The sequence below is a fragment of the Streptacidiphilus jeojiensis genome, from assembly GCF_042510965.1.
GTDB lineage: Bacteria > Actinomycetota > Actinomycetes > Streptomycetales > Streptomycetaceae > Streptacidiphilus > Streptacidiphilus jeojiensis.
In genome coordinates this window covers 124,983-138,675 of record NZ_JBEUKS010000018.1, presented here as the reverse complement: position 1 = coordinate 138,675, position 13,693 = coordinate 124,983, and the positions used below count along the sequence as shown (strand labels likewise).

Annotated in this window: 9 protein-coding genes; 2 read left to right on the top strand and 7 right to left on the bottom strand. The window is 72.7% G+C overall.

Annotated elements, in window-relative coordinates:
* Positions 1 to 12: 12 nt before the first annotated feature.
* Both ABUW04_RS35940 and ABUW04_RS35935 read right to left on the bottom strand, forming a co-directional pair.
* Entirely contained in the window at positions 13 to 525 is a 513-nt protein-coding gene (locus tag ABUW04_RS35940; RefSeq protein ID WP_030260855.1) for an SRPBCC family protein, read from the bottom strand.
* Between the two features lie 59 nt (positions 526 to 584).
* Complete coding sequence (locus ABUW04_RS35935) at positions 585 to 1,418, bottom strand: DeoR/GlpR family DNA-binding transcription regulator (RefSeq protein ID WP_030260858.1); 834 nt, start codon at positions 1,416 to 1,418, stop codon at positions 585 to 587.
* A gap of 140 nt (positions 1,419 to 1,558) precedes the next feature.
* Here ABUW04_RS35935 and ABUW04_RS35930 point away from each other — a divergent pair, with 140 nt between their 5' ends.
* On the top strand, positions 1,559 to 3,931 hold the full coding sequence (locus ABUW04_RS35930) for a hypothetical protein (protein WP_380568583.1): 2,373 nt from the start codon (positions 1,559 to 1,561) through the stop codon (positions 3,929 to 3,931).
* On the opposite strand, the gene ABUW04_RS35925 is transcribed toward ABUW04_RS35930, so the two are convergent.
* The 5 genes from ABUW04_RS35925 to ABUW04_RS35905 all read right to left on the bottom strand — a co-directional run bounded on the left by ABUW04_RS35925 (position 3,894) and on the right by ABUW04_RS35905 (position 10,039).
* Positions 3,894 to 6,323 (bottom strand): right-handed parallel beta-helix repeat-containing protein, encoded by a 2,430-nt coding sequence (locus ABUW04_RS35925; RefSeq protein WP_380568582.1) that lies wholly within the window; start codon positions 6,321 to 6,323, stop codon positions 3,894 to 3,896. The genes ABUW04_RS35930 and ABUW04_RS35925 overlap by 38 nt on opposite strands.
* Positions 6,324 to 6,401: 78 nt before the next feature.
* The gene (locus ABUW04_RS35920) at positions 6,402 to 7,238 is read right to left on the bottom strand and encodes an MOSC domain-containing protein (RefSeq protein ID WP_380568581.1); all 837 of its coding nucleotides are present in this window, start codon (positions 7,236 to 7,238) and stop codon (positions 6,402 to 6,404) included.
* A 72-nt stretch (positions 7,239 to 7,310) separates the two neighbouring features.
* Positions 7,311 to 7,793 carry a DUF6643 family protein gene (locus tag ABUW04_RS35915; protein WP_030260868.1) on the bottom strand — a complete coding sequence of 161 codons (483 nt, stop codon included), beginning with the start codon at positions 7,791 to 7,793 and terminating at the stop codon, positions 7,311 to 7,313.
* Positions 7,794 to 8,048: 255 nt separating this feature from the next.
* Positions 8,049 to 8,915, bottom strand: coding sequence for a PAC2 family protein (locus ABUW04_RS35910; RefSeq protein ID WP_030260871.1), 867 nt, complete (start codon positions 8,913 to 8,915; stop codon positions 8,049 to 8,051).
* A 140-nt stretch (positions 8,916 to 9,055) separates the two neighbouring features.
* Positions 9,056 to 10,039, bottom strand: a complete 984-nt coding sequence (locus ABUW04_RS35905) for a hypothetical protein (RefSeq protein WP_380568580.1) — start codon at positions 10,037 to 10,039, stop codon at positions 9,056 to 9,058.
* Positions 10,040 to 10,198: 159 nt separating this feature from the next.
* On the opposite strand from ABUW04_RS35905, the gene metH reads away from it, so the two are divergent.
* Positions 10,199 to 13,693 carry a methionine synthase gene (metH, locus tag ABUW04_RS35900; RefSeq protein ID WP_380568579.1) on the top strand — a complete coding sequence of 1,165 codons (3,495 nt, stop codon included), beginning with the start codon at positions 10,199 to 10,201 and terminating at the stop codon, positions 13,691 to 13,693.

Here is a 13,693-nt window from a genome sequence, read left to right as displayed (position 1 = left end):
TCGGTCCGGTGCTCAGTCCGCCCGGACGCCGCAGCGGGCGTCGAGCCGGGCGGCGGCGCGGCGCAGCGAACGGGCCACGCCCGGCCGGGCCGGCAGCAGGACGGCGCGGACCGCCGGGGCGGCGTCGACGGCGATGGTGAAGCGCAGCTCGGTACCGCCCCCGGCGGCGGGGGTCAGCAGCCACTCCTCGGCCCAGGCCCGGACACCGGGGACATTGGTCTCCTCGACCCGGTAGACGAAACGCGCGGGACCGCCGTCCGACGGCTCCTCCCAGGCGACCACGCTCTCCACGAAGCGGGCGCCGCCGCGCAGCGTCACCGCCCGTCCCGCGCCGACGCCGTACGGGGGCGGGCCGGTGTAGCCGGCGGAGCGGACCTCGCGGAACCACAGCGGCCAGGTCGAGGCGTCGTCGGTCAGCTCCGCGAACACCGCGCCGGGCTCGGCCCGCAGCCGCGCGGTGGACACCAGCCGGTTCGGTGCCTCCGCCAGGAACTCCGCCGTGACCGGACGCAGGCGCTTCGCCATGGTCCCCCCATCGCCCAGGAGATAAGGGGAGCAGTCTAGTTGACGCGCCGTCAAAAAAGTCACTCGGGCTGGGACTCGGCCACCAGATCGCCGGCGATGATCACCTCGCGGACCTGCTCGGACACCGCCGAGCGGATCTCCAGCGGCAGCCCGACATCGGTGACCAGGGTGTCCACCTCGGCCAGCGAGGCGAAGGTGGACAGGCCCACGGTGCCCCACTTGGTGTGGTCCGCGACCGCGACCACCCGGCGCGCCGAGGCGACGAAGCTGCGGTTGGTCTCGGCCTCGGCCAGGTTGGGCGTGGACAGGCCGGCCTCCAGCGAGATGCCGTGGCTGCCCAGGAACAGCAGGTCGAAGTGGAGCGAGCGGATCGCCCGGTCGGCGATCGGGCCCACCAGCGAGTCGGAGGGGGTGCGCACCCCGCCGGTCAGCACCACCGTCGCCGCGGTGGCCGGCGCGGCACCGTGCCGCAGCGCGTTCTCGAACACGTCGGCGACCCGGACCGAGTTGGTCACCACGGTCAGCCCCTCGACCTGGAGCAGGTGGTGGGCCAGCGCGAAGGTGGTGGTCCCGCCGGACAGGGCGATGGCACTGCCCGGGACCACCAGCCGGGCGGCCTCCCTGGCGATGTCCTCCTTGGCGGTGAGCTCCAGCGCCGACTTGGCCTCGAAGCCCGGCTCGTGGGTGCTGGCCTCCAGCACCGGCACCGCCCCGCCGTGCACCTTCTCCACCACGCCCTGGCGGGCCAGCGCGTCCAGGTCCCGACGCACCGTCATGTCCGAGACGTTCAGCCGCCGGGTCAGCTCGTTGACCCGGACCCCGCCGCGCCGCCTGACCTCGTCCAGGATGAGAGCGCGCCGCTGCTCCGCCAGGAGATTGCTGTTCTCGGCCACCCGTGCCCCTCACCGATCCAGTGATTTTCCCGCTATCCTCGCACGCCGTCGGCGCCGCAGGCATGCGCATCCGGCTGCGCGGGCAGCACACTTGGCGGGATGCTGCTCGGCAGCGGAAATCGGACGACCCGGGGGCGACCATGACAGACCAGGCACAGCAGGCGCAGGCGCTGCCCGCACAGCGGCGGCAGGCCGCCCCGGGGGGGCCGGCGATCGCCCTGGAACTGCTGGTCCACGGCGTCGGCGGGACCACGCCCGAGGCCATGCTGACCGACCCGCACCTGGTCCAGCTCACCGGCGACACCGTGGCCGGAACCTACCGCCGCTGGAGCGACCGGCACGCCGAGGAGGAGCCGGACCGCTACCGCGGCGGGGCCGTCGAGGAGGCCTACTCCTGGGCCGGCCTGACCTCGGGCAGCTCCATGCGCGCCCTGTGGCTGCTGCTGCTCCCGTTCATGTTCGCCAACCTGGCCCACTGGATGCGGCCGCCGGCCCCGCGCACCGCCCGGGCCCAGGGCCTCTACGACATGGCGGTGCGCCTCTCCGCGGTCAGCCTGACCGTGCTGCTCACCGCCGCCGCCTGCGAGACCGCGCTGGACCTGACCGCCTGGCAGTGCGCCGGCACCGCCGGCTGCGCGGCGCACCACAGCTGGCTGGGCTTCCTCTCCGCCGCCCACGGCGGCTGGTGGAGCCAGCCGGGACGGCGGCTCGCCCTGGCCAGCGCCGTCCCCGGGGGCCTGGTCGCGGTGCTGTGGTGGCTCTCGCACCTGACCTGGACCAGCTACGAGTCCCAGCGCCCGGCCGCGGCCGGGAAGCGCGAGGACATCGCGCCGATGGAGATGCCTGGCTTCTGGTACGGCATGCGGCTGGTCCGCCGGCTGCGGATGACCCATGTCGCCGCCGGCCTGCTGACCGCCGACCTGGCGCTGCTGCTGCCGGTGCTGGACTACGACCGCTCCACCGGCGGACCGCTGGCCGTCCCCGGCTGGATCCTGCTGGCCCTGCTGGTGCTGCTGGCCGGCGGGGTGGTCACCGCGCTGGTGACCAGCAGCCGCAGCGAGTCCGAGCAGGACGACCGGCCGGACGACCTCGCCATGCGCGCGCTGCACTGGGCCTCGCTGGCCCTGCTCGGACTCACCGTGCTCTACGCCGCCTGGGCCCGGCACGGCTGGCACTCGGCCGGACGGCTGCCCGGCGCCGCCGGGCTGTTCGCGGTGCTCTGCCTGGTCCAGCTGGCGCTGGTGGTGGTGCTGGTCCTCGCCGTGCGGCTGCTGAAGGGGAAGCAGCAGCCGCTGCCGGAGCAGCGGCAGGACATCACCGTCCCCGGCCCGTTCCGCCCGGTGCCCGACGGCGACGTCCGGTTCGGCGGGCCGGACGGTCCGGCGCTGCGCGGCTTCGCCGGCCCGGCCACCGCGATGCTGGGCGCCGGGCTGGGCAATCTGCTCACCGCCGGCGCCACCGTCTGGGCGGCCCAGTGGCTGATGGGCAAGGGCACCCTGGGCGTCACCGTCCCCGGGCCGCCGCTGCTGCTGGTCTGGCACAGCAGCGGGGTGCCGCTGCTGGCGGTGCTGCTGCTGCCGCTGCTGGCCACCCTGGGGGTCCGGATGGTGCGTCAGAAGGCGGCCCTGAAGGCGCAGGTGAACGCCGCCTACGACGTCGAGGGCGACGCCGCCGCCACCCGCACCGCGCAGATCGCCGGAGCACTCGCCAAGGCCCGGCTCACCGACGCCGGACCGGTGCTGATCGGCACCCTGGCGGCACTGGCCTTCGCCCTGGCCGCGGGCTCGGTGGCGGGGGCGCTGGCGACCGGACGGACGCCCTCGCTGGCCGCCCACGGCGACCCCACCGTGATCTCCTACGCCGCCACCACGCTGCAGTCCGTGGGCGGCTGGCTGGTCGGCGCGTTCGTGCTGATGCTGGTGGCCGTCGGCCGAGCCGCCTACAAGCAGATCACCACCCGGCGCACGGTCGGGGTGTTCTGGGACATCGGCACCTTCTGGCCGCGGGCCGCGCACCCCTTCGCGCCGCCCTGCTACGCCGAGCGCGCCGTCCCCGACCTGGACTGGCGCATCCGCACCTGGCTGGACGACGACCCGACCCGCCGACTGGTGGTCTCCGGCCACTCCCAGGGCACGGTGCTGGCCGCCGCCGCGGTCTGGCAGCTCGACCCGGCGACCCGGGCCCGGGTCGCCCTGCTCACCTACGGCTGCCCGCTGCACCGGCTCTACAGCCGCTTCTTCCCCGGCTTCACCGGCCCGGAGGACCTGTCCCGGCTGCACGCGGACGCCCCCTACTGGCGCAACCTGTTCCGGATCACCGACCCCATCGGCGGACCGGTCCGGGTGGCCGTCCCCGAGGGGGCGCAGCCGGTGGACGCGCCGCCGTTCGTGGACCCGCTGGTCTTCGACCGGGACCAGCAGCACCCGCTGCCGGTCCCGATCAACGCCCACTCGGACTACCGCGCCGACCCGCGCTTCATCCAGGAACGCGACGCACTGCTGACCCAGCTGTGACCGGCAGGTCCTCCGGCAGCAGCAGCTGCAGCTGCTCCGTGGTCAGCTCGGCGACCTGGGCCAGCCGGACCGCGTGCCGCTCGACCATGGTCTCAAAGACCTGGCGGGCGGTGCGCCCGTTGCCGAAGGAGGGCCCCTTGGGGATGACCGCGTAGTGCTCCAGCAGGGCCTGCGCGGTGTCCTCGGCCAGCTCGTACTCGTGCTCGGTGGCCTGCCTGCGGGTGATCTCCAGCAGCTCCGCCGCCGAGTAGTCGGCGAAGGTGACGGTGCGTGAGAAGCGGGACGCCACGCCGGGGTTGGACGCCAGGAAGCGCTCCATCTCGGCGGTGTAGCCGGCCACGATGACCACCACCTCGTCGCGGTGGTCCTCCATCAGCTTGACCAGGGTGTCGATGGCCTCCCGGCCGAAGTCCCGGCCGCCGTCCTCGGGCGCCAGCGCGTAGGCCTCGTCGATGAACAGCACCCCGCCCAGCGACCGCTGGAACACCTCGGAGGTCCGCAGCGCGGTCGAGCCGACGTGCTCGCCGACCAGGTCCAGCCGGGCCACCTCGACCAGGTGGCCGCGCTGCAGCACCCCCAGCGACGCCAGGATCTCGCCGTAGAGCCGGGCCACCGTGGTCTTGCCGGTGCCGGGGGAGCCGGTGAACACCAGGTGCCGCCGCAGCGACGGGGCCTTCAGCCCGGCCTGTTGGCGGCGCCGCCCCACCGAGATCAGGTCGATCAGGGTGCGCACCTCCTGCTTGACGGTGTCCAGGCCGATCAGCGAGTCCAGCTCGGCCAGCGCCACGTCGGCGGGGCGGCACTCCGGCAGCGGTGCGATCGTCGGGGTGGCGTCCACCAGGGCCTCGCTGCGCGCGGCCGGCACCGCCGGCGCCGCGGCCTCCCAGGCCGAGACGGTGGAGACGGCCCGCACCGGCTCGGTCGGCGGCGCCTTGGCGTCGTCGGAGACGCAGCCCTCGGCGACCGGGCCCGGCTCGGGGAACTCGAAGCCGCCCCGGGCGTTCTGCTCGGCCCGGCAGCGGGTCAGCACCGTGGCGCAGCCGTCGATGACGTGGAAGCCGAAGCCCTTGCCGTGGGTGGCGGTGCAGTCCTCGAAGGTGCCCCGGCCGCCGGCCGACACATAGACCGCCGCCTCGGCGCTGCCGCGCACCGAGCACTGCCGCAGCACCGGGTCCGCGCCGCGGGTGGCGATCACCCCGGTGGTCACGTCCGCGATCTCACAGCCCGTCAGCAGGCCGCCGCTGCCGTGGTCGCGGAACCACAGCCCGGTGTTGGCGTCCTGCACCCGGACCTGGTCCAGCCGCACCGTGGCGCCGTCCCGCACCGAGACCGCGGTGTTCCGCACCTGGGTGAAGGAGCACTCCACCACCTCCGCGGCCGATCCCCGGTCCAGCACGAACAGGGCGTCGGGGACGTCGTGCACCCGGCAGTCGGTCAGCGACACCTGGGCGCCGTCGCTGACCCAGACCGCCGGGTAGTCGCCGGTGGAGTCGCGGACCTCGCAGCCCACCGCCCGCACCGAGGTGCCCGGATCCCACACCGACAGGCCGTTGCGGCCGAAGGACCGCAGCGTGGTGCGCTCCAGCAGCAGCTGGGCGCGGCCGCGCAGATCGGCGCCGTTCTCCGGGACCTCCTGGATCCGGCAGTCCGCCAGCTCCAGCCGGGCCTCGCTGTCCAGCACCAGCGCGTTGTCGGTGACCCGCTGCACCGAGCAGTCCGCCAGCCGCCCCAGCGCCCGGTCCTCGGCCTGCACCCCGTTGCCGTTGATCTCGTAGAACTCGCAGCCCACCGCGTCCACCACGCTGCCGTCGCCGGTGAGCACCAGCCCGGCCCCGGCCGTGTGGTGCACCCGGCACCGCTCCAGCCGCACGGTGGCGCCGGACCGGACCACCACACCGGTCTGGCCGGCGGCGACCACCTCGCACTCCTCGAACAGCGCCACCGACTCGTCGGCGACCCGGACCCCGAGACCGCCCGGGTTGTCCACGGTGCAGCGCCGCACGGTGGGGCGCGACCCGCCGTAGACCTCGATCCCCACCGAGGACCTGGTCACCACCCGGCAGTCCGTCAGTTCCGCGTCCCCGCCGACCAGTACGGCCGGGGCCGAGCCGTCCTGGCCCTCCAGCACCACCCCCTGCACCGACGCCGCGGCCAGCAGGGTCAGCGCGGTCCCGGTCGGCGGTTCGAACCGGACCGTCCCCGGGCCCTCGGCGGCGCGCACCGTCAGCACCTTGTCGACCACGACGTTCTCCCGGAACACCCCCGGCCCTATGGTGACCGTGTCACCGGCCTCGGCGGCCGCCAGGGCCTCGGACATCGTGGAGTACTCCCCGGAGCGCCTGCGCCACCGGGAAGCCCCGTCCAGCGTCACCCTGACCACGCCTGCTCCCATGGAGATTCGCCGCCCCCCTCGCCCCGACCACGCTACTTGCTCCGGCACCCCGCTGCGCCCCTCTCCCCTCTCAACGACTCAGACAGCAAACGGTCGCTCGGGCTCGGGCACCGGCCCCTCGGCGAGCACCACAACCTCGTCCCCCACCCGGACCACCCCGGTGCCCACCGGGGCAAGCTGCATGCCGAAGCCCAGCGTGCGGCCGAACTTGCGGTGCCTGCCCAGGGCCCGCAGCGGCTCCGGGCCGCGCCGCTCGCCGGTGGCCGGGTCCAGCGTGGTCATCACGCAGCGCCCGCACTGCTGGACCACCTCGAACTCCACCGCGCCGACCCGGATCCGGTGCCAGCCGGTCTCCGCCCAGGCCTCCGCGCCCTCGACCACGAAGTTGCTGCGGAACCGGCCCATCGGCACCGGGGCGCCCTTGACCGGGTCCTCCGGGTGGTCCCGCGCGATCAGCCGGTTCAGCGCGTCCAGCGACGCGGTGCTGGTGACCAGCAGCGGATAGCCGTCCGCCAGGCTGGTGACGACCTCCATCGGCCTGCGCTCGGGACGGTCCTGGTGCACCAGCCGCAGCTCCCGGCCCAGCACCTTGCGCAGCCAGGCGGCCGCCTCGTCCCCGGCGTCCACCAGTTCGAAGCCCAGGCCGAACAGCGACACCGGCAGCAGCGCCCCGTCCGGCTCGGACAGCCGCAGCACCCGGCCGTCCGAGGCCAGTTGCAGCACCCCCGGCTCCGGCAGCGTCGCGGTGATCTGCCCCAGCCTGGGGTCCTCGCGCTGGGAGACCATCCTCCCCGCCGCGTCGACGACCATCCAGCGCCGGTCCCCGGCCGGCCCCCAGGGCTCGATCTCCACCTGCCGCACCGGAACGGGGGCGAAGGATTTCACCGGATGGATCCGAAGATCAGTCAAACGCATGGTCCAACCATAAGCGGAGGCCGGTCAGCCCACGGCTGACCGGCCCCATGACCTGCACGTCCCCCCGGACGGTCAGAACCCCTGGAAACCGCCGCGCTGCTGCGGGTACTCCTGGTACTGCACCGGGCGCAGCGGGGTGACCGGTGCGACCGGGCGCTGCGGCTGCGCGCCGTACTGCTCCGGGTAGCGCTGCTGCGGCACGGCCTGCTGCGGCATGCCCTGCTGCGGGGCGAACCGCTGCCCGGGGAAGGGCTGCGGCGCGAACGGCTGCGGGGCCGGCGGCTGCGGTGCGTACTGGGGCTGCGCGTACTGCTGCTGCCCGTAGCTGGGGCTGCTCGGCCCGGGGCCCAGGGCGAGCCGCGGCGTCGGCATCGCCGGCTGGGCGGGCTCGTAGCGGAAGCCGGTGTCGTAGGCGGGCGGCAGGGCCGCAGGCACATTGATGGGGGCGATCTGCGGGACGCCCCGCTCAGCCACCAGGCTGTCGTAGATCGGCGTGTCCGAAGCGAAGGACGGAGCGTAGTAGCTGACTCCGTCGTAGGCGCGAGGGGAGGTCATGACGCATACGGTAAGCCCACAATGTGCCTGCTGAGGAGAGTGTCACGGGAGGGATTTCCACGGCCTTCCTCCGCTTCAGCGCGCCCAGCCGGTCGAAAGTATGAAAAAAGGTCAGATCGGACCATCGCTCCGCGGCCAGCTCGTGCGATATCTTCACGGAACGTTAACCGAACGCCCGTTCCTTCGACCGTTTGGCCCGTCGAACGACCGATCCGCCCCCTCTTCACCCGATCCGGTGGGCGCGAAGCGTGACCGTCACTCCCCGGGGTGCCGCGGCGGCTGGTTGTCCCGTCGCTTGAGATAGCGCTCGAACTCCCGGGCGATGGCGTCGCCGGACGCCTCGGGCAGCTCGGCGGTGTCCTTGGCCTCCTCCAACTGCTGCACGTACTCCGCGACTTCGCTGTCCTCCGCGGCCAGCTGGTCCACCCCCAGCTGCCAGGCCCGGGAGTCGTCGGGCAGCTCGCCCAGCGGGATCCGCAGGTCCAGCAGGTCCTCCAGCCGGTTCAGCAGCGCCAGCGTGGCCTTGGGGTTCGGCGGCTGCGCGACGTAGTGCGGCACCGCGGCCCAGAAGGTCACCGCCGGGATGCCCGCGTGCGCGCAGGCCTCCTGCAGCACCCCGACGATCCCGGTGGGCCCCTCGTACTTGCTCTCCTCCAGGTCCAGGCTCTGGGCCAGCTCGGCGTCCGAGGTCACCCCGCTGACCGGCACCGGACGGGTGTGCGGGGTGTCGCCGAGCAGCGCCCCCAGGATCACCACCATCTCCACGCCCAGTTCGTGGGCGAAGCCCAGCAGTTCCTGGCAGAACGACCGCCACCGCATGCTCGGCTCGATCCCGCGGATCAGCACGATGTCCCGGGTCTTGGGCTCGGTCACCCGGACCACCGAGAGCCGGGTGGTGGGCCAGGTGATCCGGCGCACCCCCTCGTCCATCCACACCGTCGGCCGGTTCACCTGGAAGTCGTAGTAGTCCTCCGCGTCCAGCGCGGCGAACACCTTCCCGTCCCAGATCTCGTCCAGGTGCGACACCGCCGACGACGCGGCGTCACCGGCGTCGTTCCAGCCCTCGAACGCGGCCACCATGACCGGGTCGATCAGCTCGGGCACGTCCTCGAGCTCGATCATCAGGGCCTCCCTCCACAGACGCCGTTGCACGGCGGGCTCTTGCACGTCTTGATAGGTGCCCCAGCCTACGGCGTGTAACCTCCGGTCCGGTCTGCGACGCGGTTCGCCCGCGTCACGGACCGGTGCCGCGGGCGGTGCCGCTAGGGGTCCAGCCAGTCGCGGTGGTAGGCGGCCCAGTCCGCGTCGGTGGCCGCGAAGTCCACGTACATCGCCACGCCGAACTTGAGCCTCCCGTGGTCGGCCAGCCGCACCCCGCGCAGCGCCGCGCCGACGGTCTCGGCCGAGGCGTGGTGCACCGCGTTGTCCTCGTGGTACGCCGGGAGGCCGATCAGCAGGTCCACCGAGCTGGGCACCGACTGCAGCGCCAGCCTGGTCTGCTGCTGGACGTAGCCGGAGAACAGGCTGTGCAGCGGCAGGCCGCTGTCGTAGGCCATCACCGCGACCTGGTCGACCCGGTCGGCCACCTCGGAGAGGTAGCCGGTGGTCCACCACTTGGGGTGGCCGGTCAGGAGCGCGCCCAGCAGGTGGATCCCGGGGACCGGCTCGGTCTGCGGGACCGAGACCGACAGCACCGCGTCCCGTTCGGCCGTCAGCACATGGGCCTGCTCCAGGAGGTCGAGGAAGTCCTGGTCGCCCGAGTGCACCGGTTCGAAGTCGATGTGGATGCCGTCGAAGCCCGCGTCCAGCGCCTGCCGGAAGGAGCCGATGATCCGGTCGCTGCGGGTGAGGTCCAGGCCGGGGCCCTCGGAGTCCACCACGTCGCCGAGCCAGGCCTGCACCCTGATCCCGGGCACCGCCTTGTGCATCGCCGCGACCAGCCAGGACGCCTGGGGGTAGAGCGCCGGGTCAAGGGTGCCGTCGTTCCGCAGTGGACCCGTATGGACGAAAAGGTCGTGGACGCCGCCGCCCATCTGCTTGACCAGTGCGCTCACGTCGGCCGGACCCTTGCGCCCGTCGACCCAGGCATGCCCGAGCCACACCGCGTCCCCCTGTCTGGTCCGCGCGCTCGCGCTCGGGTACCCCAGGTCGTTGACCCAGAGTCCGCCGACGGCCCCGAGGACGCACCCGACCAGCGCGAGCAGCGCGGTCGTGACGAGTCGGAGGGCCCACACCCTTGCTCCCATGCAAGATCGGACTCATCCCCGCCTCTTACGGTTCCGTTCGAATGCCGGGTGTGTCCGGTCGGCGGATAACGGAAAGGCAATCCGGGGGCGACGGATTATGCTGGCCCCGCGCGTCACCCGCGCCAGTCGACAGCCGTCGCACCCCAGGGAGTAAGAACGATGACCATTCCCCAGCAGTCCCGCGCAGACGACCTGCGAGCAGCGCTCGCCTCCCGGGTGGTGGTGGCCGACGGCGCGATGGGCACCATGCTCCAGGCGCAGGACCCCTCGATGGAGGACTTCCAGGGGCTGGAGGGGTGCAACGAGGTCCTCAACGTGACCCGTCCGGACATCGTGCGGTCGGTGCACGAGGCCTACTTCTCGGTGGGCGTCGACTGTGTGGAGACCAACACCTTCGGGGCGAACTTCTCGGCGCTGGGGGAGTACGACATCCCCGACCGGATCTTCGAACTGTCGGAGGCCGGCGCACGGCTGGCCCGCGAGGTCGCGGACGCCTTCGCCACCGAGGAGCGCCCGCGCTGGGTGATCGGCAGCATCGGCCCCGGGACCAAGCTGCCGACGCTGGGGCACATGCCCTACGCCACGCTCAAGGAGGGCTTCCAGCAGAACGCGGCCGGACTGCTGGCCGGCGGCGCCGACGCGCTGCTGGTGGAGACCAGCCAGGACCTGCTGCAGATCAAGGCGGCGGTGCTGGGCAGCAAGCAGGCCATGCGCGAGGCCGGGCTCGACGTCCCGCTGTTCGTCCAGGTCGCCGTGGAGACCACCGGCACCATGCTGCTGGGCTCGGAGATCGGCGCGGCGCTGACCGCGCTGGAGCCGCTGGGGATCGACACCATCGGCCTGAACTGCTCGACCGGCCCCGCCGAGATGAGCGAGCACCTGCGCTACCTGGCCCGGCACGCCGAGATCAAGCTGTCCTGCATGCCCAACGCCGGCCTGCCGGTGCTGACCAAGGACGGCGCGCACTTCCCGCTGGAGCCGCTGGGCTTCGCGGACGCGCAGGAGGTCTTCGTCCGCGAGTACGGCCTGTCGCTGGTCGGCGGCTGCTGCGGGACCACGCCGGAGCACCTGCGGATGCTGGTGGACCGGGTCCGCGGCCGCGAGATCACCCCGCGGACCCCGCAGCCGGAGCCCTCGGCCGCCTCGCTCTACCAGCCGGTGCCGTTCCGTCAGGACACCTCCTACCTGGCCATCGGTGAGCGCACCAACGCCAACGGTTCCAAGAAGTTCCGCGAGTCGATGCTGGCGGCGGACTGGCAGGCGTGCGTGGAGATCGCCCGCGAGCAGATCCGCGAGGGCGCGCACCTGCTGGACCTGTGCGTCGACTACGTCGGGCGCGACGGCGTCGAGGACATGAAGAAGCTGGCCGGGCTGCTGGCCACCGCCTCGACCCTGCCGATCGTGCTGGACTCCACCGAGCCCCAGGTGCTGGAGGCCGGGCTGCAGATGCTGGGCGGCCGCGCCGTGCTGAACTCGGTGAACTTCGAGGACGGCGACGGGGACGACTCCCGGTACGGGCGGACCGCGGCGCTGGCGCAGGAGTACGGCGCGGCGCTGATCGCGCTGACCATCGACGAGGAGGGCCAGGCGCGGACCGCGGAGACCAAGGTCGCCGTGGCCGAGCGGCTGATCGAGGACCTGGGCCGGCGGTTCGGCATCGACGAGTCGTCGATCCTGGTGGACTGCCTGGCCTTCACCCTGGGCACCGGGCAGGAGGAGTCCCGCCGCGACGGCATCGAGACGATCGAGGCGATCCGGGAGCTGAAGCGGCGTCACCCGGCGGTGCAGACCACGCTGGGGCTGAGCAACATCTCCTTCGGCCTGAACCCGGCGGCGCGGATGGTGCTCAACTCGGTCTTCCTCAACGAGTGCGTCGAGGCCGGCCTGGACTCGGCGATCGTGCACGCGGCGAAGATCCTGCCGATGGCCCGGATCCCGGAGGAGCAGCGCGAGGTCGCCCTGGACCTGGTCTACGACCGGCGCCGGCCGGAGACCGCGGACAGCCCGGCCTACGACCCGCTGCAGCGCTTCCTGGAGCTGTTCGAGGGCGTCAGCGCGGCCTCGGTGCGGGCCGGCAAGGCCGAGGAGCTGGCGGCGCTGCCGCTGGAGGAGCGGCTGCAGCGGCGGATCGTGGACGGCGAGCGCAAGGGCCTGGAAGCCGACCTGGACGAGGCGCTGGGCGTGATGCCGGCCCTGGAGATCGTCAACAAGGTGCTGCTGGAGGGCATGAAGACGGTCGGCGTGCTGTTCGGCTCCGGCCAGATGCAGCTGCCGTTCGTGCTGCAGTCGGCCGAGGTGATGAAGGGCGCGGTGGCCTACCTGGAGCCGCACATGGAGAAGTCCGACGACGAGGGCAAGGGCACCATCGTGCTGGCCACCGTCAAGGGCGACGTCCACGACATCGGCAAGAACCTGGTCGACATCATCCTGACCAACAACGGCTACACCGTGGTCAACCTGGGCATCAAGCAGCCGGTCTCGACCATCCTGGAGGCCGCGCAGGAGCACCGCGCGGACGTGATCGGGATGTCCGGGCTGCTGGTGAAGTCCACGGTGATCATGAAGGAGAACCTGCAGGAGCTGAACCAGCGCGGCATGGCCATGGACTTCCCGGTCATCCTCGGCGGCGCGGCACTGACCCGGGCCTACGTCGAGCAGGACCTGCACGAGATCTACCAGGGCGAGGTGCGCTACGCCCGGGACGCCTTCGAGGGCCTGCGGCTGATGGACGCGCTGATCGGGGTCAAGCGCGGGGTGCCCGGCGCGGTGCTGCCCGAGCTGAAGCAGCGCCGGCACGCCAAGGTCGAGGTGGAGGAGCCGGAGGAGTCCACCCAGCGCTCGGACGTGGCGCTGGACAACCCGGTGCCGGTGCCGCCGTTCTGGGGCGACCGGATCGTCAAGGGCATCGGCTTCAACGACTACGCCTCCTGGCTGGACGAGGACGCGCTGTTCAAGGGCCAGTGGGGGCTGAAGGCCGCCCGCTCCGGCGGTCCCTCCTACGAGGAGCTGGTGGAGACCGAGGGCCGGCCGCGGCTGCGGATGTGGATGGACCGGCTGCAGACCGAGGGGCTGCTGGAGGCCGCCGTGGTCTACGGCTACTACCCGGCGGTCTCGCAGGGCAACGACCTGGTGGTGCTGGGCGAGGACGGCAAGGAGCGGACCCGGTTCGGCTTCCCGCGGCAGCGCCGCGGGCGCCGGCTCTGCCTGGCCGACTTCTTCCGGCCCGAGGAGTCGGGCGAGAAGGACGTGGTGGCGTTCCAGGTGGTGACCATGGGCAACCGGATCTCCGAGGCCGCCAACGAGCTCTTCGCCGGCGACTCCTACCGGGACTACCTGGAGCTGCACGGCCTCTCGGTGCAGCTCGCCGAGGCGCTGGCGGAGTACTGGCACGCCCGGGTCCGCGCCGAGCTGGGCTTCTCCGCGGAGGACCCCAAGGCGATGCGGGACATGTTCGCGCTGAAGTACCGCGGCGCGCGCTTCTCGCTGGGCTACGGCGCCTGCCCCGAACTGGAGGACCGGGCGAAGATCGCCGAACTGCTCCGGCCGGAGCGGATCGGGGTGGAGCTCTCGGAGGAGTTCCAGCTGCACCCGGAGCAGTCGACCGACGCCATCGTGATCCACCACCCGGAGGCGAAGTACTTCAACGCCCGATAG

Coding starts and splice junctions, on each gene's coding strand:
- ABUW04_RS35940 (WP_030260855.1), bottom strand. CDS start 525: ATGGCGAAGCGCCTGCGTCCGGTCACGGCGGAGTTCCTGGCGGAGGCA.
- ABUW04_RS35930 (WP_380568583.1), top strand. CDS start 1,559: ATGACAGACCAGGCACAGCAGGCGCAGGCGCTGCCCGCACAGCGGCGG.
- ABUW04_RS35925 (WP_380568582.1), bottom strand. CDS start 6,323: ATGGGAGCAGGCGTGGTCAGGGTGACGCTGGACGGGGCTTCCCGGTGG.
- ABUW04_RS35920 (WP_380568581.1), bottom strand. CDS start 7,238: ATGCGTTTGACTGATCTTCGGATCCATCCGGTGAAATCCTTCGCCCCC.
- ABUW04_RS35915 (WP_030260868.1), bottom strand. CDS start 7,793: ATGACCTCCCCTCGCGCCTACGACGGAGTCAGCTACTACGCTCCGTCC.
- ABUW04_RS35910 (WP_030260871.1), bottom strand. CDS start 8,915: ATGATCGAGCTCGAGGACGTGCCCGAGCTGATCGACCCGGTCATGGTG.
- ABUW04_RS35905 (WP_380568580.1), bottom strand. CDS start 10,039: ATGGGAGCAAGGGTGTGGGCCCTCCGACTCGTCACGACCGCGCTGCTC.
- metH (WP_380568579.1), top strand. CDS start 10,199: ATGACCATTCCCCAGCAGTCCCGCGCAGACGACCTGCGAGCAGCGCTC.